This is a genomic window from Micromonospora zhanjiangensis (assembly GCF_042650605.1).
Lineage (GTDB): Bacteria > Actinomycetota > Actinomycetes > Mycobacteriales > Micromonosporaceae > Micromonospora_J > Micromonospora_J zhanjiangensis.
Window position 1 is genome coordinate 40,477 of the sequence record NZ_JBHSBN010000008.1, and the last position, 23,461, is coordinate 63,937.

Here is a 23,461-nt window from a genome sequence, read left to right on the forward strand (position 1 = left end):
ACGGTGGTGCGACCAGCGCCGCCCCCGGCGGGTTCGCCGGGGGCGGGCTGTCTGCCGGTACGTCGTCAGTGGCCGGTCTCGACCGTCCGGACGAAACCGGCCCACGCGGTGGGCGTGAAGGTGAGGACCGGTCCGGTCGGGTCCTTGCTGTCCCGCACGGCGACCACGCCGGTCAGGTTGTCGGCGACCTCCACGCAATCACCGCCGTTGTCGCCACTACGGGTGCTCTTGCGCCAGACGGCGTCGGTCAAGTCAACCACGATGGACCTCCCCGATGATCTTCCCAATCAAGTGTCTTGATTGTTCACCATCCAGGGCCAGTTCATCGAGGCTCGCCCACGCTTGTTCGTAGAGCGCGAACTCGTGCGACCGATCGAGGTAGAGCGCGCCGGACAGCGACTCGCAGTAGATCACCGGCGGATCCGGGATGACCCGGCTGCCGAGCGGGAACTCCAGCATGACGAACGTGCCGGCCACCGCGCCGAAGTGCAGCCCCGCCGACAGGGGCAGGACCCGGATGCTGACGCTGGGTAGGTCATCGACCCGCAGCAGGTGGCAAAGCTGGTCGGCCATCGCCGCCGGGCTGCCGACGACGCGCAGTAGTGCCGCCTCGGAGAGGATGACGTCCATCCGGGGTGGTGGTGGCAGACGCCGGATCAGCAGCGCCTGGCGTTGGATGCGGATCTCGACCAGACGTTCTCGCTCCTCTTCGTTGAGGTCGGTCCGGTGTTGGTAGACGGCGCGGGCGTAGTGGCGGGTCTGCAACAGACCCGGGATCAGGGACTCGTCGTAGCGACGAATCCGGGAGGCCGTGGTTTCGAGGCCGACGTACAGCTCGAACCATTCGGGGATGGCGTCGCCGTAGGCGTGCCACCAGCCCTTGGACCTGGTTTCGCCGGCGAGGGCGACGAGGGCGGTGGTGAGTTCGGCGGTGGCGTCGTACAGCTCGCACATGGCGCGGACGTCGACGCCGCGGACGGCGCCGATGCCGCATTCGATGCGCCAGACTTTCTGGCGGCTGCAGTCGAGGGCGTCGGCGGCGCCGTCGAGGGTGATCTGGGATTCGAGGCGGAGTTGCCGCAGGGTGCGGCCGAGTTGTCGCCTTGGGACCGTTGACCCCATGTCTTCGGCCATCGGCTTTCCATCCTTTCGAGGTCTCATTTTGCAACATCCCGCCGGTGGATGTGTAACACCGGAATCGTGCCCCGGGAATTGCGGTAGGCGGGGTCGATATTTATCGGGACAGACCTCGACCGTACAAGATGGATACGACAGAAAACAGCACCTCACGCCGCGCTTTTTAATGGAACTATCGAGGGACGTACAGTGGGTCCACCCAATAGTTGGTGGCCCGGTAGGAATTCGTCGGGAAGCCCTGACCGCCGTAGCGGTACACGCCGTTGGTGGTGGCCGGGGCGGTCAACGGGCCGTTGGTCCACGGCGACGCGAAGAAGTTCGGTGTCTCCGCGTACTGGCCGTTGGGCGCGAGGTACGACGCCACGTACGTCGTACCGGCGGTGACCGTGACCGGGGTGGTGAAGCGTACGGTCTGCCAGCCCGACCCGGTCTCGCCGCTGAAGGTGGCCCGGGCCAGCAGCGTGCCGCCGGCGCTCCAGAGGCTGCCGGTGTGCGTACCGGTGTTGCCCGGGCCCTGGTAGAAGCGCACCCCGACGACCAGGCCGGCGGCCGACGGGGTGAACCGGACGCCCAGTTCCGCCGAGCTGAAGTCGTTGGCCGCGGCGACCTGCGGGGTGGCGTTGGCGGCGAACAGGGTGTAGATCGCCGCGTACGCGTCGGTGGTGAACGACCAGGTCACCGGCGCCTCGGTGGGGCGGCCCAGGGTGTCGGCGGCGGTGACGGTCGCGGTGTAGGTGGTGGCGACGGTCAGCGGCGAAACGGGGCTGAAGGTGACCGTCCGGCTGGCGTCGTCGTAGCCGACGGCGCCCGGCACCACGACGTTCGCCTGGTTGCGCAGGGTGAACTGGATGGATCCCGGGTTCAGCGGCTTGGAGAAGGTCACCGCCGGGCGGGCGGCCACCGGTACGGTGCCCGCGCCGGCCGGCGGGGACAGCGCGACCGGGGCGGGCGGACCGGTCTCGCTGTCCACGAACAGCACGTCCACGTAGTAGTTGCTGTCCTGGTAGGACTCGGTCGGGAAGCCGCTGCCGTACTGGTAGAGACCGTTCTTGGCGGTCTCGGTGGACCGGTCCGCGCGCAGCGGCGACGTGCCGAAGGCGGCGGCGCTGAAGGCCAGGCCGTCCGCGGCGTAGTGCCCCTTGGGCGCGGTGTACGAGGCGACGTAGCTGGTGCCGGCGGTGACCTGCACCGGGTTGGTGAAGGTCAGTTTCTGCCAGCCCGTGCTGGTCTCGCCGACGAAGGTGCCGGTGGCCAGGGGAGCGCCGGTGCTGGTCCACAGCGTGCCGGTGTGCGTACCGGTGTTGCCGGTGCCCTTGTAGAAGCGGATCCCGGTGACGTAGCCGGCGTCCTGCGGGGTGAACCGCACGCCCAGTTCGAGCGCGGCGCTGTCGTTCACCGCCGGGGTGGCCGGCACCCGGGCGCCGAAGATGGTGCTCGGGCCGGTGAGGGTCAGCGACACCGTGGCGGGCGTCGGTTGGATGTTGGCGCTGTCGTCCATCGCCCGGACCCGTACCGACTGGCCGCCCACGCCGCCCGTGTAGAAGCTGTACGTCCAGGCGGTGGTGCCGTTCGCCGCGTGCCAGGTGGCCCCGTTGTCGGTGGAGACCTCGACGCCGGCGACCTGGCCGCCCCCGGCGTCGGTGGCCGTGCCCTGCACGGTGACCTGGGCGCCGTTCGCCACGGTGGTGCCGGTGGCGGGGGAGGTGACGGTGGCGGTGGGCGGACTGGTGTCGGTCGACTTGGCGGCGGCGGCCAGGCCGGTCATCCGGGTCGCCGGCTGCGCGTCCATGTCGGCCAGCAGGTTGATCACGGCCTGCTGCATCCGGACGTCCGGCGTTGTGCTGGTGCCGTCGTGCTCGCTGTCCAGGCCCCACGACCACTGGATGGTGCCGGCGCTGAACACCAGGGCGCCGCTGGCCGCGCGGTACAGCGTCAGGTGGTGGGTGGTGGTGCCCGGGGTGACCGTGTTGCCGAAGTCGCGCAGGTACTCCGGGGTCGACCCGGTGGTGGTGGACAGCCGGATCAGCCCGGCCGGCCGGAAGCCGTTGTCCAGGTCCTCGTCGGACTCGTAACCGACCGTGTGCGGGGCCAGGGTGGCGGTCTGGCCGGTGCCCAGGGTGGCCACTGTGGTGTTGCGCCAGAGCCGGTTGCGGCCCTGCTGCTGCGGGACCTGGATGGCCAGGTCGTCGTGGTTGCTCACGTACGCGGTGCCGGTCAGCGCATTCTCCGGGTTGCCGCCGCCCACCGCCGGTGGGGTGAACCGCGGGTCGCGCCAGGTGCCGGTCCACTCGGTGGACGGGTCGATCTTGTCGTTGGCCCAGGTCTCCTTGTAGCAGACCAGCGTCCGGTCGGCGGTGTCGGTGCCGTCCGCGCTGGGCGCCAGCCGGGTCCGCCAGTAGACCTCGTTGCCGCTGAAGAAGGCGAGGTGTACGCCCGCGTCCCGGGCCGCCTCGACGTTGGCGCGCTCGGGTCCGGACCAGTACTCGTCGTGCCCGACCGACAGGAACACCCGGTGGTTGCGGATCAGGTCGCCCCGCCGATCGGTGTCGACATCGGTGGTGTAGCTGATGTCGTACCCGTTGCGCTCCAGGAAGCGCAGCATCGGGTACTCGTTGCTGAACAGGAAGTCCCGGCCGCCGTTCTCGCCCCGGGTGGCGAACGGCCGGTTGTAGCTGACCCGGTACGCCCGCCCGTTGGCCGCGCCCTGGTAGAAGTCCGACCCGCCGTAGGTGTTGTACGCCTGCCAGGTGGCGTCGGAGGTCTTGAACAGCAGGGCCGAGGAACTGGCGTCGTCCCGGACGACGAAGGTGATGTGGCTGGCCTCGCCGTTGTCCACGTCGGTGCGCTTGAGTCGGGCGAGGTAGATCCCGGAGACCGCGTCGGCCGGCACGATCCAGGTCGCGGAGACGGCCCAGTTGCCGCAGTCGTACAGCTCGGTGGTCGGGTCGGAGACGCAGGACGCCGGCTGGGACTGCGGCAGCCGCGCGGACGGGGTGACCGGGGCGACGTACCGGGCGCCGGCGCCGCCGTACCAGCCGAGCCGGTAGATGTCGATCGTGTAGGACCGGGCCGGGGTACTGATTTTGAAGGCGATCTGCTGGCCGACGTTGACGCTGATCGCGGTGGCGAAGCCCTGGATCGTGTCGTCGCCGGCACCGTTGATGTCCCAGTCGGTGGCGCCCGCCCGGGCGTTCTCGCAGACCACTGGGTTGGCCGCGCAGGCCGCGGTGGCCGGTGGTGCCGTACCGCCGACCAGGCCCGCGGTCGACAAGCTCAGTACGCCGAGCCACCCGAGCCACCGCCGCGCCCGGCCGTTCCGTCCCGTTGGTTTGTTGGTCGCCCCGCTCCGCCGTACGTCCTTGATGGACATCGATCCGCCCGCCCGTCACCTTGAGAGCGCACCCGTCCCCCATCGGCGGGTATCACTACTCAAAATATGAGCGGCTTACGGATTCGGCGCACCGGTCGTCCACACCGGATCGCCCGTCGGGCGGCGTGCACCGCCTGACCGATCAGCCAGGTCGGGTCGGGAGGCCGACAGGTCGGGTGCCGGAACGCGACGGAACGGCGGGTTCAGGTCTCGCGGTCGGAGGATCCGGGCGCGTTGTGGCCGAACATCCGGGGCATCACCACGGTGAGGTCGTTGTCGTTGCCGAGCGCGGAACGGGCGGGCCACGGCCCCGGCACCACCGGCCGCGTGGTCTCGGCCCGATTCCGGTCGCGGTCCGCCGAGCGGTCCACCGGGCGGTCGTTCGGGCGGTCCGCCGGCGGGTCCGCCGGGGCGCCGCCGGACGGCGGGTCGTCGTCCCTGCCGTCCCGCGGCACGACCGGCCTCGTCCGGCGTGGGCCGGCGGCCTCGGCGATCGAGACCAGCGCGAACAGCAGCACCAGGCAGGCCGCCGACACCGCGATGAGCGAGCGAACCGTTCCGGTGACCTTGCGCGTCGGGTCGGCCGGCGGGTTGATCGGCAGCGCCTGGAAGAGGTACTTGTCGTCGGCGCCGTTGATCTTCTGCATCTCGTGCAGCTCGGTCGCCATCGCCTCGGAAACCAGGTCGAGCGTGCGCCGGGCCTGCGCCCCCGAGGTTCCGGTGCCGACGATGTCGATCACCAGGCCGGAACCGATCGCGTTGGTCGAGGTGATCGTGTAGTCCTGGTCGGCGCCCTTGGCCACGAGCTGTTTGCGGACCGTGTCGCCGGCGACCCGCTGGGCCAGGATGTCCACCACCACCGACGGGTTCGGCAACCGCAGGTACGGGTTGTCGGCGTTCACCTTGGCCAGCGCCGGATCGCGTTGGATGTCGGTCGAGGTGGGCGGGGGCGGCGGTGCGATCAGCACGAACTGGGCCTGCGACTCGTACTGCGGCGGGATGCCGAAGGCGACGAACGCGTCACCGGCGATCATGATGAGCGAGACCACGAGCACGAGCAGCTTGTGCCGGCGAAGGGTGGTCAGCAGGGCCAGGAGATCCATGGGCGCTCGTTTCAGGCCGGGTGGGTGGGACGACGTTCGGCCGCCGTGGCCGACGGTAGCGAAGGCGTGACGATTTCGACACCCGGCCGTCCGGCCCACCGGCGGACCGACAGCCAACAGGTGCCGCAGAGCCCGAGCAGGACGGCGTGCGCGGAGGCGAACTGGGGGAACGAGTACGCGTCGAAGGTGTACGCGTCCACGGCGGCGGCCAGGCAGCCGCCGGCCAGCGCCGCGCACAGGGCGCGGAAGTCCGGCTCGGTGGCCCGGGACCGGGCCCCCAGCGCCGCCACCGCCGGTACGAGCAGGAAGAGCAGCAACGCGGCCACCCCGATCAGCCCCAGCTCGATCGCGGACTTCAGGTACTGGTTGTCCAGGATCTTCGTGGCGTCCGGCGCGAGGAAGGTGCCACCACCCCGGCCCAGCCACGGCGCCTCCTGCACCAGGGCGAGCACCCGGGGATAGTTGTCCAACCGGTTGGTGATCGACGGGTCCTCGGTGCCGGCGCCGAAGAAGGCGGCGATGGTGCTCACGTACCCGGGCACGCCCGCGAAGACGCCGACCACGGCCACCGGGGCGAGGAAGACGGCCCAGGCCCGGGGCCGGGGCGGCAGCGACACCACGAACACCCCCATCGCCACGGCCACCGCCAGGATCGCCGACCGGGACACCGACATCGGCACGCACATCCCGATCAGGCCGACCGGCACCCAGCGGCGCAGCGGACGCCGTTCCCGGTCGACCATCGCCAGCCAGACCGCCAACGGCAGCAGCATGCCGGCGACCACGCCCAGCTCGATCGGGTGCAGTGCGGTGCCGGTCACCCGCATCAGCGCGTCCCGGCCCTGGAAGGACCCGTACGCGTCACCGGCCTCGAACCCCGGCAGGGCCTGCCGCAGCACCGGCTTGAGGTCCCAGCGCAGCCAGAACTGCAACAGGGCGATCGTGCCGGAGAACGCGGCACCCCACACCAGGGCGCGGATCACCCGCAGCATGTCGCGCGGGTCGCGCAGGTGCTCGGCCGTCACCAGGATCACCCCGGACATGCCGACCAGCAGCATCATCCACCGGTCCGCGCTGAGCCGCTGCGTCTCGTCCGGACCGAACAGCGGCATCACGGCGTACGACAACAGCGAGCAGATCCACAGCAGGGCGAGCGCGCCGCGAACCGGGTACCGGGTGTGCACCGGATCGTGGAAGCCGAGCAGGGCGGTGGTCGCCCACCCGGCGAAGAGCAGCATCGCCACCAGGCTCGCCAGGTAGCCCTGCGCACCGATGATCCGGATCACCGCGTCCGACGGGAAGACGAAGACGGTGACCACGAAGACCTGCAGCAGGGCGGCGGCCTGCCGGGACCCCGGCGGTCGCACCACCAGGTAGTCGACCGGGTGGCCGCCGCGGCGTACCCGGGGCAGCCGCAGCCGGGTCATCCGGCGCATCCGGGTCAACCGGGTCATCCGGTGAGGTCCCGCAGCGCGGCCCGGCGGACCGGCAGCGGGGTCCCCGACTTGGCCGAGATCATCACCGCGACGTCGTCCGGTCCCACCCCGTCGAGGAAGTCGGCGACCCCGCGCTCGTCCAGCGGGGTCTCGTCCCAGTGGGCGTGGCACAGCGGATCGTCGGCCGCGAACGAGGTCGCCGGTGCCCCGAGCACCGCGTCGACGAACACCCCGTACAGGGTCCACTCGGAGAAGTGCAGCTGACCGCCGACCGCGTCCACCCACCGCCGGCCGGTCACCGACTCCACCCGGGCCAGCGCCTGCCGCACCAGCACCGGATCCCAGGCCAGCAACGACGAGACGTAGTCCGGGTACGGCGGCTCGCCGGCCGGCAACCCGAGCAGCGTCCGGGCGGCCCGGTGCCACCGCAGGTGCCGGGGCAGCCGCGCGTCGATCTCGTCCGGCTTGCGGTAGAGGCGCACCACGCCGTCCCGGCGGAACGTCTCGGCGGTGAACGGCCGGACGAAGGTGATGTCGGAGTCGACCAGCAGCACCACGTCCGCGTCCAGCCGGGCGGTGACCGCCAGCTTGAGCATCTGCTGCAGGATCCAGCCCCGCAGCGGCGGGACCGGTCGACGCAGGTTGACCAGGTATTTCGTCCCCGGCACCGATTGGATCGAGCGGGGCAGGAAGGCCGCCTGGTCGTGGATCTCCGTCCGAGGGCCGCGCAGCCGGTCGAACAGGGCCAGGTCCCGGCCCGGCACGACGAGGTGGTGGGTGACCGACTCCGGCGCGTACGCCAGGACCGAGCGGTGCAGGTCGGCGCAGAGTTCGAAGTCGGGCGCGAAGCTCGGGGTGATGACAGCCAGCCGCGACACGGCGGGACCTCCTTCCGTCGGGCCGGTCACCGGACCACCGCCGGGGACCAGGCGTCGTGCACCAGCAGCTCCGGCCCGCCGGTGCCGTCCGCCGGCACCCGCCACAGGTCGCTGGTCGCCGTCGGGCCGCCGTCCCGCGGCAGTCCGTAGACGATCCGGCCGTCGTCCAGCCACTCGACCTGGTCGTCCACGCTGCGCGGCTCGGCCAGCAGCGTCTCCCGACCGGTGGCCAGCTCGTAGACGGCCAGCCGCCAGCGACCGGGCGGCAGGTCACCGTGTTTCTTGAAGGCGATCCGGGTGCCGTCGGGGGACAACGACGGGCACTCGACGTCCGCCCGCAGCGCGGTCAGCCGGCGGGCCGCCAGGCTCCCCTCGACCAGCCAGGTCTTCCCGCCCGACGCCGCGGTGGCGTAGAACCGGTCGGCGTCCGCCGTGAAGGTGACGCCCCACAGGTTGCGGTCGGCCGCCCGGACCGGCCGACCGGCCACCACCAGCTCGAACCGCTCCAGGTCGCCGAGCACCTCACCGCCGGCCCGGCTGACCACGGTACGGGTGGAGAACCGCCCCGGACTGGCGTACGAGTCCCCGTAGACGAACGTGGTGGTGGCGACCAGCCCACCGTCGGCGGACAACCGGGCCCGACTCGGTACGCCGGTGAGCGGCAGGTCGCGCCGGGGCGCCCAGTCCGGCCCGAGCAGCCGCGCGGTGTACGTGGTGACCAGGCCACGCCGGGCGGCCAGGCAGATCGCGGCGGAGCCGGTCGCGTACACCCGGTCGCACGAGGCGGGGGTGAGTTCGCGTGGCCCGTCCGGCCGGGACAGCGGCACCAGCGCCACCCGCCCGTACCCGTCGCCGAGGGCGGTGCTGCGGAAGACCAGGTGCGGCTGTGCGCGTACCGCCGCGAGCCGGTCCGCGTCGCCGGCCGGCGGCGCCGCGCCGGCCGACCCGCCGGACGGCCCGGCCCGACCGGCCCGCCACAGGTAGCCACCGGTGCCCAGCGCGGCGACCAACACCACCGCCACCAGCACCGCGAGCCGCGTCCGGGTGCTCACATCCCACCCTCCCCACGGCTGCCGCGCAGCAGCCAGCCGGCCACCGGGACGGCCGCCGTCAGCAGGCCGGCGAAGAGCAGCAGGGCGTTCGCCCGGCCCTGGACCGTCCACAGCAGACCGAAGACCACCGAGGCGGCGAACCGGGCCAGCGCCACGGCGGTCTGCGCGGCGGCGATCCCGCTGCCCCGGGCCGGCCCGGCGGCCAGCCGGCCGACCAACGCCGGCAGCACGCCGTCGGTGGCGGCGTAGAAGACACCGAGCAGCGCCAGCACCGCCACGGTCGTGCCGAGACCGCCGGCCGGCGCCGCTGCCAGCAAATAGCAGACCGGCAGGGCGAGATGCCCGGCGACCAGCACCCGGCCGGCGCCGAACCGGTCGGCCAGCCGACCGAACGGGACCGCCAGCACCAGGTACGCGACGTTGGTGCCGACGTACAGCAGCGGGAACCAGCGGGCGGCGAAGTCGTCCCGGTCCTGCAACGACAGGTAGACGAACCCGTCCGACACGGTCAGCAGCGCCAGCAGGGTGGCGGCGAGCAACGGTCGGCGCAACCGCCGACCGGTCACCTCGGCGAGCACCCGGCGCGGCCCGACCGGCGGGCTGACCCCGGCCGCGACCTGGCCGCCCGGTCCGGCGGCGGCCGACGTGCGCAGGTCGGGCACGAACAGCACCAGCACCGCCACCCCGACCGCCGCGAACGCGAAGGACACCACGAACACCGCGGAGTAGTCGCCCGGCAGACCGGCCAGCAGCCCGAACGCCAGTAGCGGCCCGACCGCCGCGCCGACCGTGTCCAGCGCCCGGTGCACCCCGAACGACCGGCCGAGCAGCCCCGGCCGGGACGCGGCGGCGATCAGGGCGTCCCGGGGAGCGGTACGCAGGCCCTTGCCCAACCGGTCCGCGGTGACCGTCGCGGTGACGGCGGCCAGTCCGGTGGCCGGCAACAGCGCGAGCCGGCTCACCGCGGACACCCCGTAGCCGAGCACGGCCACCCGTTTCGGTCGGCCGCCCCGGTCGGCGGCGTACCCGCCGGCCAGTCGGACCAGCGCGGTCACCCCCTGGTACACGCCGTCGACCAGCCCGTACCCGGCCGGACCGAGGCCGACCACGGCGGTGAGGTACAGCGGCAGGACCGCGGCGACCGACTCCGACGACACGTCGGTGAGCAGGCTGACCACGCCGAGCAGCAGCACCGGGCCGGCCACCCGGCCACGCCGGGCGCGCGGGTCGCCGGTCCGGTCACCGGCGCGCCGGTCCGGTCGCAGGGTCAGGTACACGGCGGACGCTTCAGTGCGCCAGCGCGGCGGTCAGCGCCGCCACCACCACCGCCTGCTGCCGGGCGGTGAGCTGCGGGTAGATCGGCAACGACAGCAGTTGGCCGGCGGCCCGCTCGGCGTGCGGGAAGGCGCCCGGCGGGTAGCCCAGCCCGGCGAACGCCGGTGTCAGGTGCACCGGGTACGGGTAGTGCACGGCCGCGCCGATCCCGGCGGCGGTGAGCATCTCCAACACCCGGTCCCGGCGCCCGGTCCCGGGGACCCGTACGCAGTAGATGTGCCAGACGTGCCGGTTGCCGGGCAGCGTCACCGGGCGCACCACGTCGAGCGGGGCGAGCAGTTCGTCGTACCGCTGCGCGGCGGCCCGACGGGCGGCGTTCCAGTCGGCCAGCCGGGCCAGCTTGGCCCGCAGCACCACCGCCTGCAGGCCGTCCAGCCGGCTGTTCATCCCGATCACGTCGTGCTCGTACCGGCGCACGCTGCCGTGGTTGCCGAGGGCGCGGACCAGGGCGGTCAGGGCCGGGTCGGCGCTGACCACCGCGCCCGCGTCACCGTACGCGCCGAGGTTCTTGCCCGGGTAGAAGCTGGTCGCGGCGATGCCGTCGGCGCCCGCCGGTCGGCCGTGCCGGGTCGCGCCCTGACACTGGGCGGCGTCCTCGACGATCGCCACGTCCCGCCCGGCCAGGCCGGAGCGCAGCCGCTCCACCGCCGCGAGCTGTCCGTACAGGTGGACCGGGACGACCGCCCGGGTGGCCGGGGTGACCGCGGCCAGCGCCGCGTCGACGTCGATCAGCAGGCTGTCCGGCTCGCAGTCGACCAGCACCGGACGACCGCCGGCGCGGGCCACCGCCTCGGCCGTGGCGATGAACGTGTTGGCCGGCAGCACCACCTCGCTGCCCGGGCCGACCCCGACGGCCCGCAGCGCCAACTCCAGCGCGTCCGTGCCGTTGGCCACTCCGACGCAGTGCGGCACGCCGGTGAAGGCCGCGTACTCCTGCTCGAACGCGGCGACCTCGGCGCCGCCCACGAACGCGTTGCCGGCGATCACCCGCTTGAAGCCGGTGGCCACCTCCTCGGCCACCTCGGCGTGCGCGGCGGCCAGGTCGACCAGCGGGATGTCGGTCACGATCGGCTCCTCAACTGCGGGATCACCCCGGTCGTACGGTCCGGGGACAGGGCGGTGGCACGCAGGTACCGGGCCGGGTTGCCGACCCAGACCTGGGCGGGTGGGACGTCGCGCAGCACGACCGAGCCCATGCCGACCTGCGACCGGGCGCCGACCGTGACGCCCTCCCGGATCAGCGCGCCGGCCCCCACGTACACGCCGTGCCGCAGCACCGATCCGCCGCCGAGCCGGACCCCGCTGGCGACGGTCACCTGGTCGTCGACCCGGCAGTCGTGGGTCAGCACGGCCTGCGGCATCACCGCGACGTGCGCGCCGACGGTCACGTCCGCGGTGAGCACCACGCCGGACAGCAGCACCGTGCCGGGGCCGATGGAGCAGCCGTACCCCACCTCGGCGCCCGGGTGCAGCACGGTGGCGTACCGGTCGGGCGGCAGGCCCAGCCGCGCGACGACGCGCTGCCGGCCGGACCAGTCCCGGGGGTTGCCGACGCAGACCAGCACGGCCGCCGCCGGCCGGTCGGCGAGGGTCTCCAGACCGCCCAGGACCGGCAGGCCGGCCCGCTCGACACCGCGCAGGGCGGGGTTGTCGTCGAGGAAGCCGAGCAGCCGCCAGGTCGGCCGGACCTGGTTGACGGCGCGCACCGCCGCGGCGGTCTCCCGGGCGAACCCGCCCGCGCCGACGATGACCAGGTCCCTCATCCGGCCGCCAACTTCCGCAGGACGCCGGCGATGTGCTCCTGGTCGTCCGCCGTCAGCGCGTGGTGCAGCGGCAGGATCAGCGAATCGCGGGTGAGCCGCTCGGTCACCGGCAACGGCGCCGTCGCCGGTGCCAGGTCGGCGTACGCCGGTTCGAGGTGGGCGGCCATGATGCCGCGCCGGGCCGACACGCCGGCTTCGGCCAGCGCCGCCAGCGTCTCGTCCCGGGTGGCGCCGAACCCCTCGTCCAGCAGCACCCAGAACGACTGGTAGTTGGTCTGCCCGTAGGCCGGGTCGCGGACCGGACGCAGTCCCGGCACGTCGGCCAGCAACTCGTGGTAGCGGGCGGCCGACGCGCGCCGTTGGGCGACCAGGTCGGTCAGCCGGTCGAGCTGCACCAGGCCGACGGCGGCCTGGATGTCGGTCATCCGGTAGTTGAAGCCGGTCTCCAGGTAGGACTCCAGCACCGGCCGGCCGCTGGCGTGCCGGTCGGCCGCCGAGACGTTCATGCCGTGTTCGCGCAGCCGGCGCAGCCGGGCCGCGACGTCCGGGTCGTCGACCGTGACCATCCCGCCCTCACCGGTGGTGAGCAGCTTGCGCGGGTGGAACGACCAGGCCGCGACGATCGCGCCCGCGCCGACCGGCTCGCCGTACGCGGTCGAGCCGGCGGCGCAGGCCGCGTCCTCCACCAGCGCCACGCCCCACCGCCGGGCCGCCGCGCGCAGCGCGACCAGATCGAACGGTACGCCGCACTGGTGCACCCCGATCACCGCCCGGGTCCGCGCCGTGCGGACCGCGTCGACCGTCGCCACGGTGACGTTCCCGGTGATCGGGTCGACGTCCGCGAAGACCGGGGTGGCGCCGACGTACCGGACGGCGTTGGCGGTGGCGATGAACGACAGCGACGGGACGACCACCTCGTCGCCCGGTCCGATCTCCAGCAGCACCAGCGCCAGGTGCAGCGCGGTGGTGCAGGAGCTGACCGCGACCCCGTGCCGGGCACCGACCCGCTCGGCGAACCGGGACTCGAACCGGGCCACCCGGGGACCCTGCGCGACCCAGCCGGAACGGACCGCCTCGGCGGCGGCCTGGGCCTCCTCCTCGCCCAGCCGCGGCACCATCACCGGGATCACGACCCGGCCCGCCGTCCGTCGCCGGCCGGGCCCGCGGGCCGCTGGGCGCGCCACCACTCGACCAGGTCCTCCAGGCCGGTACGCAGGTCGATCTCGGCCCGGAAGCCGAGCCGCTCGGCGGCGGTGCCGGTGTCGGCCAACCGGCGGGTCACCCCGTTCACCGCCCGGGCCGGGCCGAAGGTGGGTGGCAGGTCGGACTTCATCACGTCGCTGAGGGTCCGGGCCAGGTCGAGCAGGCTGGTCTCGGTGCCGCTGGCGACGTTGAACACCTCGTCGGTGACGTCGGCCCGGGCGGCCAGGACGTTCGCCCGGGCGATGTCGGCCACGTGGACGAAGTCCATCGTCTGCCGGCCGTCGCCGAGGATCAGCGGGGGATCGCCCGCCTCGATCCGCTCCATCCAGCGGATCAGCACCTCCGTGTAGAGGCCGTGCACGTCCATCCGTGGCCCGTAGACGTTGAAGTAGCGCAGGGCCACGTAGTCCAGCCCGGACATGGCGTGGAAGCTGCGCAGCATCCCCTCGTTGAACGCCTTGGCGGCGCCGTAGAAGGTGTCGTTGTTCCACGGGTGGTGCCGCTCGTCGGTGGGGAACCGCTCGGCGAGCCCGTAGACCGAGGCCGACGAGGACGCGACCACCTTGCCGACGCCGGCCGCCGCGGCCGCCTCCAGCACGTTGAACGTGCCGTCGACCAGTACCTCGTTGGCCAGCCGCGGCTCCTCGGCGCACTGGGTGATCCGGATGGCGGCCAGGTGGAAGACCAGGTCCATCCCGTGGGTCACCGACCGGACCAGGTCGACGTCCCGGATGTCCCCCTCGACGAGCCGGACCGTTCCCGCGGCCAGCGCCCCGGCCAGGTTCTCCCGCCGGCCCCGGACCAGGTTGTCCAGCACCACGACCTCGGCCGCCCCGTGCCGGACCAGTTCGTCGACGACGTGCGAGCCGATGGTGCCGGCCCCGCCGGTGACCAGGGCGCGCGCGCCCTCGATCGGGATCCCGCTCACCGGTCGCCCTCCCGGTCCAGGGCGATGGTGCGACCACCCTCGGCGAGGCTGCGGGACGCCGCCTCCAGGATGCCCAGCACCCGCATCCCGGCCCGCCCGTCGGTGCGGGCGGGGATACCGCCGCGGATCGACCGTGCGTACTCCTCCACCATCGTGCGCAGTGCCTCCCGTTCCATCAGGGTCGGTGCCACCATGTCGCCCGACCGGTACGACACGAGCATGTCGCGGCGTTGATCCGGGCCGAGTTCCTCGGCGCCGGCCACCTCGACACCCCGGTCGAAGATGGACAGCCGTTGACTCGGGTTGAGGTCGTCCCAGAGCAGCGTCCGCTTGGACCCACCGACGATGGTGGTGCGGATCTTCACCGGGGACAGCCAGTTGACGTGCACGTGCGCGATGGCGCCCGTGTTGAGCCGCAGGGTCAGGTAGGCGACGCAGGCCCGTCCGGCGCCGATGCCGTCCGCGCCGTGCGCGGCCACCGCCACCGGTTCGATGCCCGGCGGCAGGATGAAGTCGAGAATGGACAGATCGTGCGGTGCCAGGTCCCAGAGTACGTCGATGTCGCGCTGCACCAGGCCGAGGTTGATCCGGACCGAATCCAGGTAGTGCAGTTCGCCGAGGTGCCCGTCGTGCAGCAGCTCGCGGATGCGCAGCACCGCCGGGGTGTAGCAGTAGGTGTGGTCGCACATCAGCGACAGCCCTCGCCGGTCGGCCTCGGCGACCAGCCGCCGGCCCTCCTCCCGGCTGGCGGCGAGCGGCTTCTCCACCAGGACGTGCTTGCCGGCCCGCAGGGCGGCCATCGCCACCGCGAGGTGGGTGCCGGCGGGGGTGGCCACGGCGACCGCCCGGACCCGGTCGTCGGCGAGCACCTCGGTCAGGTCGCCGGTGGCCCCGACGGTGGAGTAGCCGCCCAGCACCCGGCGGGCCCGCCCGACGTCGAGGTCACACAGCCAGCGCAGGTGGAAGTCGGTCGAGGACTGGAAGTTGCGGACGAGGTTGGGGCCCCAGTATCCCGCCCCGACGACGGCGACCCCGATCGGCTCGTCGGTGGTGGTCAGCGTTGAGGTCAACGGCGTTCCGTTTCAGTAGGAGGACCGGTCGGGCGTGGCTGATCGCCCGCACGGCAAGCTACTGAGGCGTCACTCTGAGCGCCAGAGCAGAGACGGAAATCCGGCAGAGCCGTACCGCCACTGGGGACGTTCGGCGGATCCGACGGGCCGACCGTACCCGGCGGCGACCGGTCCGCCCGATGGCGTCCGCCGATCCGGGGCCTCCCGCGCGGCCCGCCCGCCGCGACGACGAACGCCCGCCGGTACGCCGAACGGCGTACCCGCGGGCGGGTCGGATCAGGGGCGGATCAGGTGTTGCGGCGGGGCGAGTCGGCGGTCACCTTCTTGGACTTGTTGTTCCGGTCCTCGACTCCCGGCTTGGTGGTCTTCGCCGCCTTCTTGGCCAGGTCGGCGGGGCTGCCGATGGTGGCCGCCACGGCGTCCCGGCCCCGGTCGGGGGAGCTGACCTGACCGTCCGCCCCGGCGACCGGGACCTCGACCGACCCGTTCCCGGCGGCCGAACCGTTGCCGTTCGAGGTGGCCGCGGCGACGGGCTGCGTGGCGTCCGCGAGCACCGGCTCGGGCGCGCCGTCCGGGCTGGCCGCGACCGGTTCCGGCGCACGGTCCGGGGTCGCCGCCGGTTTCGGCGCGTCGTCCGGGGCCACCGCCGGAGTCGGCTCGGCGGCCTCGACGGCCTCGGCCACCCGCTGGACGTCGGCCTCCGCCTCGGCGGCGGCCTGCCCGGCCTTCTCGGCCGACCGTTGGGTGTCGCCGAGCCGGTCGTGCTCGCTGGCCAACTGCCGCTGGATGGCGGCGAGCTGCTGTTGGATCTGGTCGGACTCCTGGCGCGACGCCCAGGTCTCCTGCCGGATATCGGCGAGCTGCTGCTGGGCCTGCGCGATCTCCAGCATCACCTCGGCCAACTGCTGCCGGCCGGCGACCGCCTCCTGCTGGGTGGCCGCGAGGTGCTGCTGGGTGGTGGCGAGGTGCTGCTGCGCGGTGGCGGCGTACTCCTCGAACTGGCGCTTGGAGAGCGACACGTGCTCGTCGGCCTCGGCGCGGATCCTGGTGGCGTGCTCCTCGGCCTTACGGCGCACGGTGTCCGCGTGCTCCTCGGCCTCGGCCTTGAGCTTCGCGGTCAGTTCCTCGGTCCGGGCCTGTACGGCGGCGGCGTGTTCGTCGGCCTTGCGCTGCACGGTGGCGGCGTGCTGGTCCGCCTCGTCGCGGGTGGACGCGGCGTACTCGTCGGCCTCCTGCCGGATCCGGGTCGCGGCCGTCTCGGCCTCCGCCTTCTGCGTGGCGTACTGGGCCTCCAGGCCGGCCCGCCACTGGGCGAACTCGCCCTCGACCGAGGCCCGCCGGTCGGCCATCTCCCGGTCGGCCTTGGCCCGCCGGTTGGCGATCTCCTGCTCGGTGGCGGCCCACTTGCCGGCCAGTTCCTGCTCGGTGGCGGTGCGGCGCTGGGTGGTTTCCCGTTCGACGCCCTCGCGCCAGGCGCGCAGCTCCTGCTGCACCTGGTTGCGGGTCTGCTTCACGTGCGCGTCGACCTCGGCGCGCTGCTGCTGCACGTACGCCTCGGTCTCGGTGCGCTGCTGCTTGACGTACTCGTCGATCTGGGTGCGCTGCTGCTTGACGTACTCGTCGATCTCCGACCGGCGGCGCTGGACGTAGGTCTCGGTCTCGGTGCGCTTGCGCTGGACCATCTCGGCGGTCTGCTCGGCGAGCTGCTTGGCCTCCTGCTGCGCCTTGGCGAGCGCGGCCTCGCCGGCCTCGCGCAGCCGGGCCGCCTCCTCGGCCGCCTTGGCCATCCGGGCGTCCATCTCGCGCTTGCGGTCGGCGGCGGCCTCGTCCTCCTCGACCCGCCGGGTCTTGAGCGCCAGTTCGAAGTCGCGCAGCGCGGTCTCGGCGTGCTCCCGGGCCTCGTTGAGCACCCGTTCGGCCTCCGCCCGCTGGGCCTCGACCTCCTGCCGACCGGCGGCGATGATCGCCTCGGACTGCTCCTCGGCCAGCGCGAGCATCTGCTCCACCCGGGGCCCGAGGTGCCGGAACGAGGCCCGGTCCACCATGCCGACCTGGCGCCGGACGGCGGCGAGATCCCGCTGGAGCTGCTCGATCTGCCCGGCCATGGTGTGGACCTGCGCGTACGCCTGCTCGCGTTCCGCCGCCAAGGTGGCGATCTCATGCTCCGCCCGGGCGACGTAGCGCTTCACCTGCCGTTTGTCGAAGCCCCGCAGGGCGGACTCGAAGTCGGGCTCCGTAGCCACTTCCCCGCCAAGAGCGAACAGTTCCTCGCCGTGCGACATGCCCCCATCCTCACACGTATCGCCCCGTTGCGCGGCGATACGGTCGGGCGTGATGGGACACAGGTCACTGTTTGGCCGGGTTGGGGCGGGAGGGCAGGTCCGGGGCGACACGCCGGGGTGGCGGGTGACCCGGTCCTGACCGACCGGTGGGGCGCACCGGATTCTACCGATACGCCCCACTAGTCCGAATCATGCCCCGAGCGTCCATCGTCGCCCGGTCCCCCGTACGGGGACCGGGGCGACCTGCCGCGGTCGACCGCGTCGGTCAGCCGGCGGCTTCGGCGTTGACCTTTTCCTCGGCGGCCGGCTGCTCGGCGGCGGGCTGGCTGTCCTGCTTCCCGACGGTCGGGACGATGCCGGCCAGGCCGGAGAGCATCTGGCCGAGCTGCGAGGTGACCGCCTCCTTCTGCCGGGTGAGGTCCTCGACCTCCCGGCGGGCCGCCTGGGTGGTCAGCTCCGCCTCGGTGCGCGCGTCGCCGAGCAGGCGGTTGGCCTCGGCCCGGGCCTCGGTCAGCGTCTTGTCGGCGAGCGCCTTGGCCTTCTCCACGACGTCCGAGGCGGTGCGCTCGGACTCGATCCGGCGTGCCTCGGCCCGCTGCTCGATCTCCTTGGCGCGTTCCTGGGCGGCCCGGGCGCGCTGCTCGGCCTCGCCGACCATCTTCTGGGTCTGCGAGACGTGCGCGGCGTGCCGCTCGGACTCCTCCCGCTCGGCCTTCTCCCGGCGCTCGGCCAGCTGGAGTTCGAGCGCCTGGAGGTCCTTGTCCCGCTTGTCGCGGGCGTCGGTGAGCAGCTTGGTGGCCTCGGCCCGCTTCTCCTCGGCGTCCCGGGCGGCCTTGGCCCGCTGCTGGGTGATCTCCCGCTCGGCGGTGGCGCGCAGGGTGGCGACCTCACGCTCGACGGTCGACTTGAGCTCGGAGACCTCGTGCGCGGTGACCGTGCGCAGCTGCTTGGTCTCCCGGTCCGCGTCCGCCCGCAGGGTGTCCGCCTCGCGCCGGGCCTGCACCCGGACCTCGGCGGCCTCCCGCTCGGCGGCGGTCCGGACCCCGCCGGCCTCCCGCTCGGCGGTGGCCTTCATGGCGGCCGCCTCGGCGCGGGCCTTGTCGGTGATCTCCCGGGCCTCCAGGCGGGCGGCGGAGAGGATCCCCTCCGACTCCCGCTTGGCCTCGCCGCGGTGGTCGTTGGCCTGCTCCTCGGCCAGCCGGAGGATCTGCTCCACCCGGGTGCCGAGCCCGGACAGGGTGGGCCGGTTGTTCTCCTCGAGCTGCTTGTTGGAGTCGGCGAGCTTCTGCTCCACGGCGGCGAGCCGCTGCTCGGCCTGGCGGAGCCGACGCTGGGCGTCGTTCATCCGCTGCTCGGCCTCGCCGCGGGCCTGCTCGGACTGGGACAGCGCGGCGCTGAGCCGGCCGATGAAGTCGTCCACCTGGCCGACGTTGTAGCCACGAAGGCCGACGGTGAAGTCGGGCTGAGAGTTCGCGTTATCAAAGAACGCAAGCGAGGGGGGTTGCTGCTGGGGCATTGGCCCATACTTGCAGACAACCCAGGGGGCTTCGCAAGAGCGGGCGGCCGTATTCCGGCCGGCTCACAAGGTCAACTGAACCCGAGGCCCGCGAGCCGGCGGCGGAGCGCGCGCGTTCACCTTTTTCCAGCGATCTTGCCAGCGTGCCGGGCCTCGACCGGCGCGCCACGCCCACCCGCGCATCGGCCGGGCGGGCCGGAACCCCGGGTTTTCCGCGCCGTTCACCGGGCGGCCGGAATGCGAGTGACCGGTCGGTGGATCGACCGTCGGACCGGTGCCGAATAACGATACCCGGGTGGTCCCTAATGGTCGGCGGTGCCGCCGTTCGGGTGGCCGGTCGAATGCGAAATGCGGTCGGGGCGCACCGGTCGTACCGGTGCGCCCGCCCGGTCGGTCCATCATGACCGGCCGGCGTCCCCCCGGGGCGATGGGGGTCAGGGACCGCGGAACCGGCTGATCGCCGGCTCGTGCCGGGCCCGCGGGACGGGTCGGCCGGCTACCGGCCGGCCAGCCGGTCGACGATCGGTGCCGCGGCGGCCAGGTTCGAGCCGAGGTGGAGATAGTTGATCCCGAACCGGTCGCGCAGGGCCAGCAGCCGGTCGACGCACTCCTCGACGTCGCCGCGCAGCGCCACCGGGGAGTCCGCCAGCGCCTCGGCCGGGACCAGCGCGGCGTGGCTGGACGTACAGCGCTGCTCGACGCCGCGGTGGGTCACCCGGACGTCGAACATCCGCAGCTGGAACTCCATCGTCGCGGGATCGCGCCCGGCGCCCCGGGCGGCGGCGCGGGCCCAGGCGAGCTGCTCGTCCAGCCGGTCGGCGCTCAGCTCGGCGGCCGCCGAGAGCGGGTCCCGCCCGGGGGCGAGCCGGGGATTGACCCCGACGATGTCGGCCGTCCGGCCGGCCAGTTCCAGGATCCGCCGGCCGCCGCCGCCGACCAGCAGCGGCGGGTGCGGGCGTTGCGCCGGCTCGGGCAGCCCGACCAGGTCGGTCACCCGGTAGTACCGGCCGGTGCGGCTGACCGGCTTGCCGCCGAACAGGTCCAGGATGATCCCGATCGACTCGGCGAGCCGGTCGATCCGTACCCCGGCCGGGTCGAACCGCAGGCCGGCGGCGTCGTGGTCGTCGCGCAGCCAGCCGGCACCCAGGCCGAACTCGACCCGGCCGCCGGAGAAGACGTCCAGGTTGGCCAGCGCCCGGTGCAGCGCCACCGGGTGCCGGAAGTCGTTGCAGAGCACCAGGCTCAGCACCCGCAGCCGGCTGGTCGCCTCGGCCGCCACCGTCATGGCCACCAGCGGGTCCATGGCCCACCCGCCGGTGAGATGGTCGGAGACCGAGACGGAGCTGAACCCCAACTCCTCGATCCGGCGGATCTCGTCCCGCCACCGCCGGGCCGGCCGGGTCAACGGAGGCATCGAGGTGGTGAACCGGAACGGACGCGGTCGGTTGATGGCGTACTCCCTGGTCGGCGGGGTGGCCACGGGTGTGTCCAGGGTCCGCGACCAGTCATCCGACCCGTACGGTCAAGTCGGATTCGCGACATGGGGCGGGGTCGCGGGGTGGGCGCTTCCGCGAGCGCGGGCGCCGGTCGTACGGTGACCACCGAAAGTACGGATCTCGTCACCGGAGGTCATCGTGACGGTGGTGTACGTCGACTCGCCCCTGCCCGACGACGAGCGGCGGCGCCGGCTGTACGCGGGCGATCTGTTCGTCCACGGCCCGACGCCGAACTCGCTGGCGCTGGCGGCGTTCGCCCGGGAGATGGCCGAGTTCGCGTTCGCCCCGCACTTCCCGCCGGACGCCCAGCACCACCTGGGCGCCACCGGCTACGTCGAGGTGCTCGCCGGGCTCAAGCCGGCGTTCATCAACCACCCGCGCAGCAAGGATCTGGTCCGCGGGGTGCTCGCCGACCTGGGCCTCGATCCGGCGCACAGCTACTTCGACGTACCGCGCCTGCGCACCATGACCAGCGACTACCTCAACGCCGGGTTGACCCTGCAGTTCGCGGCGCACCGGGACACCTGGTTCGCCGCGCCGATGTGTCAGCTCAACTTCTGGCTCCCGGTGTACGAGGTGGCGGAGGCCAACGTGATGGCCTTCCACCCGCGGTACTTCGACGCCGGGGTGCGCAACAGCTCCCGGGACTACGACTACGCCGAGTGGGTGGCGAACGGACGCGTCGCCGCGGCGCGGCAGGTCGAGGTGGAGACCCGTAAGCAGCCGCGCCTGGAGGAGGAGTTGGACACCGTGCCGGACCTGCGGGTGATCACGCCACCCGGTGGCGTACTGATCTTCTCCGGGGCGCAGTTGCACAGCACCGTGCCGAACACCTCCGGCCGGACCCGGTTCTCGATCGACTTCCGGGTGGTCGACCGGCGGGACGTCGAGCGGGGGCGGGGCGCCCGCAACGTCGACTCGGAGTGCACCGGCACCACCCTCGGCGACTTCCGGTCCGCCGCCGACCTGAGCCCGCTCCCCGCCGACCTCGTCGCCGCGCACACCCGCCGGACCGCTGAGCCCATGCCGCTGAGTCCGAGCTGAGCCCGCGTCGCTGGGCCCGTGCCGCTGGGCCCGTGCCGCTGGGCCCGCGTCGCTGGGCCCGTGCCGCCGGGTCGAGCCGGGCCGCCGGGTCGAGCCGGGCCGCGCCGGGCCGCCGGGTCGGTCTCAGGAGCGGGCCGGCTCGACCAGTTCGACCAGGACGCCGCCGGCGTCCTTGGGGTGGACGAAGTTGATCCGGGAGTCGGCGGTGCCCCGGCGTGGCTGGTCGTAGAGCAGCCGCAGACCCCTGGCCCGCAGCGCGGCGCAGGCCGCGTCGACGTCGGCCACCGTGTACGCCACCTGCTGCACCCCCGGGCCGTTGCGGTCGAGGAACTTCCCGATGGTGGACTCCGGCGTGAGCGGGGCCAGCAGTTGCAGGCAGCCACCCTCGGTGGTCGGTCCCACGGCCAGCATCGCTTCCCGGACGCCCTGTTCGGAGTTGGTCTCGGTGTGCACGCAGCGCATGCCGAAGGTGCGACCGTAGAAGTCGATCGCCGCGTCCAGGTCGGCGACCGCGATGCCGACGTGGTCGATCCGGAGCAGCCCGATGTCTGTGACGTAGTCCGCAGCGGGCTCGGCGGGGGAGTTGTCAGCCATGGCGCTAGTCTGACCGAACAGTCGTTAAGGAACACCGCCGGCACCCCTCGGAGGCGAGAGTCATGGCTTCGGTGATCGTCAGTGGCGCGCGGACCCCGATGGGTCGCCTGCTGGGCAACCTCAAGGACCTGCCGGCGACCAAGCTCGGCGGGGTGGCCATCGCGGGCGCCCTGGAGCGGGCCGGGGTGCGACCCGACCAGGTCCAGTACGTGATCATGGGCCAGGTGCTGCAGGCCGGCGCGGGGCAGATCCCGGCCCGGCAGGCGGCCGTCGAGGCGGGCATCCCGATGTCCGTACCGGCGCTGACGATCAACAAGGTCTGCCTCTCCGGCCTGGACGCCATCGCGCTGGCCGACCAGCTGATCCGGGCCGGCGAGTTCGACATCGTGGTGGCCGGTGGCATGGAGTCGATGACCAACGCCCCGCACCTGCTGCTCGGCCAGCGGGCCGGCTACAAGTACGGCGATGTGGTGATCAAGGACCACATGGCGCTGGACGGGCTGACCGACGCCTGGGACCAGGACGCGATGGGCGCCTCCACCGAGCGGCACAACACCCGGTACGGGATCTCCCGGGCCGATCAGGACGCCTTCGCCGCGGCCAGCCACCAGCGGGCCGCCGCCGCCCAGAAGAACGGCGCGTTCGGCGAGGAGATCGTCCCGGTGTCGATCCCGCAGCGCAAGGGTGACCCGGTGGTGATCACCGAGGACGAGGGCATCCGGCCGGACACCACCGCCGAGTCGCTGGCCAAGCTGCGCCCGGCGTTCGCCAAGGACGGCACGATCACCGCCGCCAGCTCGTCGCCGATCTCGGACGGCGCCTGCGCGGTGGTGGTGATGAGTAAGGCCAAGGCCACCGAACTGGGGCTCACCTGGCTGGCCGAGATCGGCGCGCACGGCAACGTGGCCGGTCCGGACAACTCGCTGCACGCGCAGCCGGCCAACGCCATCGCGCACGCCCTGCGCAAGGATGGCCTGACCGTCGCCGACCTCGACCTGATCGAGATCAACGAGGCGTTCGCCCAGGTCGGCATCCAGTCCACCCGCGAACTCGGGGTCGACCCGGGAATCGTCAACGTCAACGGCGGGGCGATCGCGCTGGGCCACCCGATCGGGATGTCCGGCGCCCGGCTGGTGCTCACCCTCGCCCTGGAACTCAAGCGGCGCGGCGGCGGCACCGGCGCGGCGGCGCTGTGCGGTGGCGGCGGACAGGGCGACGCGTTGATCCTTCACGTACCCGGGGCGTGAGCGCGGT

General features: G+C 73.0%; 19 protein-coding genes. 2 read left to right on the forward strand and 17 right to left on the reverse strand.

Translation table 11 applies throughout. From position 1 onward, the window contains the following. Positions 1-65: 65 nt before the first annotated feature. The 16 genes from ACFOX0_RS13965 to ACFOX0_RS14040 all read right to left on the reverse strand — a co-directional run bounded on the left by ACFOX0_RS13965 (position 66) and on the right by ACFOX0_RS14040 (position 20,553). Positions 66-260 carry a DUF397 domain-containing protein gene (locus tag ACFOX0_RS13965; protein ID WP_377545530.1) on the reverse strand — a complete coding sequence of 65 codons (195 nt, stop codon included), beginning with the start codon at positions 258-260 and terminating at the stop codon, positions 66-68. Then, a complete protein-coding gene (locus ACFOX0_RS13970; RefSeq protein WP_377545532.1) occupies positions 253-1,134 on the reverse strand; it encodes a helix-turn-helix domain-containing protein in 882 nt (293 codons plus the stop codon). The genes ACFOX0_RS13965 and ACFOX0_RS13970 overlap by 8 nt, the downstream gene beginning before the upstream one ends. Before the next feature lie 175 nt (positions 1,135-1,309). Beyond that, on the reverse strand, positions 1,310-4,507 hold the full coding sequence (locus tag ACFOX0_RS13975; protein ID WP_377545534.1) for a N,N-dimethylformamidase beta subunit family domain-containing protein: 3,198 nt from the start codon (positions 4,505-4,507) through the stop codon (positions 1,310-1,312). A 203-nt stretch (positions 4,508-4,710) separates the two neighbouring features. Further along, complete coding sequence (locus ACFOX0_RS13980) at positions 4,711-5,610, reverse strand: Wzz/FepE/Etk N-terminal domain-containing protein (RefSeq protein ID WP_377545536.1); 900 nt, start codon at positions 5,608-5,610, stop codon at positions 4,711-4,713. An 11-nt stretch (positions 5,611-5,621) separates the two neighbouring features. After that, positions 5,622-7,064, reverse strand: coding sequence for an O-antigen ligase family protein (locus ACFOX0_RS13985; RefSeq protein WP_377545538.1), 1,443 nt, complete (start codon positions 7,062-7,064; stop codon positions 5,622-5,624). Then, positions 7,061-7,924 carry a DUF6492 family protein gene (locus tag ACFOX0_RS13990; protein ID WP_377545540.1) on the reverse strand — a complete coding sequence of 288 codons (864 nt, stop codon included), beginning with the start codon at positions 7,922-7,924 and terminating at the stop codon, positions 7,061-7,063. The genes ACFOX0_RS13985 and ACFOX0_RS13990 overlap by 4 nt, the downstream gene beginning before the upstream one ends. 26 nt (positions 7,925-7,950) lie before the next feature. Further along, positions 7,951-8,976 (reverse strand): TolB family protein, encoded by a 1,026-nt coding sequence (locus ACFOX0_RS13995; RefSeq protein ID WP_377545542.1) that lies wholly within the window; start codon positions 8,974-8,976, stop codon positions 7,951-7,953. Then, complete coding sequence (locus tag ACFOX0_RS14000) at positions 8,973-10,253, reverse strand: MFS transporter (protein WP_377545544.1); 1,281 nt, start codon at positions 10,251-10,253, stop codon at positions 8,973-8,975. Before ACFOX0_RS14000 ends, ACFOX0_RS13995 begins: the two co-directional genes overlap by 4 nt. A gap of 10 nt (positions 10,254-10,263) precedes the next feature. Next, positions 10,264-11,376: a DegT/DnrJ/EryC1/StrS family aminotransferase gene (locus ACFOX0_RS14005; RefSeq protein WP_377545546.1), complete on the reverse strand. Its 1,113-nt coding sequence runs from the start codon at positions 11,374-11,376 to the stop codon at positions 10,264-10,266. Further along, complete coding sequence (locus ACFOX0_RS14010) at positions 11,373-12,074, reverse strand: acetyltransferase (RefSeq protein WP_377545548.1); 702 nt, start codon at positions 12,072-12,074, stop codon at positions 11,373-11,375. Before ACFOX0_RS14010 ends, ACFOX0_RS14005 begins: the two co-directional genes overlap by 4 nt. Beyond that, the gene (locus ACFOX0_RS14015) at positions 12,071-13,204 is read right to left on the reverse strand and encodes a DegT/DnrJ/EryC1/StrS family aminotransferase (RefSeq protein WP_377545550.1); all 1,134 of its coding nucleotides are present in this window, start codon (positions 13,202-13,204) and stop codon (positions 12,071-12,073) included. The genes ACFOX0_RS14010 and ACFOX0_RS14015 overlap by 4 nt, the downstream gene beginning before the upstream one ends. Then, the gene (locus tag ACFOX0_RS14020; protein WP_377545552.1) at positions 13,201-14,205 is read right to left on the reverse strand and encodes an NAD-dependent epimerase/dehydratase family protein; all 1,005 of its coding nucleotides are present in this window, start codon (positions 14,203-14,205) and stop codon (positions 13,201-13,203) included. Before ACFOX0_RS14020 ends, ACFOX0_RS14015 begins: the two co-directional genes overlap by 4 nt. Continuing rightward, the gene (locus ACFOX0_RS14025; RefSeq protein WP_377545554.1) at positions 14,202-15,275 is read right to left on the reverse strand and encodes a Gfo/Idh/MocA family protein; all 1,074 of its coding nucleotides are present in this window, start codon (positions 15,273-15,275) and stop codon (positions 14,202-14,204) included. Before ACFOX0_RS14025 ends, ACFOX0_RS14020 begins: the two co-directional genes overlap by 4 nt. A gap of 287 nt (positions 15,276-15,562) precedes the next feature. Further along, on the reverse strand, positions 15,563-17,557 hold the full coding sequence (locus tag ACFOX0_RS14030) for a hypothetical protein (protein ID WP_377545556.1): 1,995 nt from the start codon (positions 17,555-17,557) through the stop codon (positions 15,563-15,565). A 265-nt stretch (positions 17,558-17,822) separates the two neighbouring features. Continuing rightward, positions 17,823-19,073 (reverse strand): cell division protein DivIVA, encoded by a 1,251-nt coding sequence (locus ACFOX0_RS14035; RefSeq protein WP_377545558.1) that lies wholly within the window; start codon positions 19,071-19,073, stop codon positions 17,823-17,825. Between the two features lie 496 nt (positions 19,074-19,569). Continuing rightward, positions 19,570-20,553 carry a TIGR03621 family F420-dependent LLM class oxidoreductase gene (locus tag ACFOX0_RS14040; RefSeq protein WP_377545560.1) on the reverse strand — a complete coding sequence of 328 codons (984 nt, stop codon included), beginning with the start codon at positions 20,551-20,553 and terminating at the stop codon, positions 19,570-19,572. A 154-nt stretch (positions 20,554-20,707) separates the two neighbouring features. On the opposite strand from ACFOX0_RS14040, the gene ACFOX0_RS14045 reads away from it, so the two are divergent. After that, positions 20,708-21,613, forward strand: coding sequence for a hypothetical protein (locus ACFOX0_RS14045; RefSeq protein WP_377545561.1), 906 nt, complete (start codon positions 20,708-20,710; stop codon positions 21,611-21,613). A 123-nt stretch (positions 21,614-21,736) separates the two neighbouring features. Here ACFOX0_RS14045 and mce read toward each other — a convergent pair whose 3' ends face one another. Continuing rightward, positions 21,737-22,207 carry a methylmalonyl-CoA epimerase gene (gene mce / locus ACFOX0_RS14050; protein WP_377545563.1) on the reverse strand — a complete coding sequence of 157 codons (471 nt, stop codon included), beginning with the start codon at positions 22,205-22,207 and terminating at the stop codon, positions 21,737-21,739. A gap of 62 nt (positions 22,208-22,269) precedes the next feature. Here mce and ACFOX0_RS14055 point away from each other — a divergent pair, with 62 nt between their 5' ends. Next, positions 22,270-23,454: an acetyl-CoA C-acetyltransferase gene (locus ACFOX0_RS14055; protein WP_377545564.1), complete on the forward strand. Its 1,185-nt coding sequence runs from the start codon at positions 22,270-22,272 to the stop codon at positions 23,452-23,454. The last annotated feature ends 7 nt before the right edge of the window (positions 23,455-23,461 follow it).

Bases quoted from the DNA above. Each gene is read 5' to 3' on its own strand.
- ACFOX0_RS13980 (WP_377545536.1), bottom strand. From the start codon at position 5,610: ATGGATCTCCTGGCCCTGCTGACCACCCTTCGCCGGCACAAGCTGCTC.
- ACFOX0_RS14035 (WP_377545558.1), bottom strand. From the start codon at position 19,073: ATGCCCCAGCAGCAACCCCCCTCGCTTGCGTTCTTTGATAACGCGAAC.
- ACFOX0_RS14010 (WP_377545548.1), bottom strand. From the start codon at position 12,074: ATGAGGGACCTGGTCATCGTCGGCGCGGGCGGGTTCGCCCGGGAGACC.
- ACFOX0_RS14030 (WP_377545556.1), bottom strand. From the start codon at position 17,557: ATGTCGCACGGCGAGGAACTGTTCGCTCTTGGCGGGGAAGTGGCTACG.
- ACFOX0_RS13975 (WP_377545534.1), bottom strand. From the start codon at position 4,507: ATGTCCATCAAGGACGTACGGCGGAGCGGGGCGACCAACAAACCAACG.
- ACFOX0_RS13985 (WP_377545538.1), bottom strand. From the start codon at position 7,064: ATGACCCGGTTGACCCGGATGCGCCGGATGACCCGGCTGCGGCTGCCC.
- ACFOX0_RS13970 (WP_377545532.1), bottom strand. From the start codon at position 1,134: ATGGCCGAAGACATGGGGTCAACGGTCCCAAGGCGACAACTCGGCCGC.
- ACFOX0_RS14055 (WP_377545564.1), top strand. From the start codon at position 22,270: ATGGCTTCGGTGATCGTCAGTGGCGCGCGGACCCCGATGGGTCGCCTG.
- mce (WP_377545563.1), bottom strand. From the start codon at position 22,207: ATGGCTGACAACTCCCCCGCCGAGCCCGCTGCGGACTACGTCACAGAC.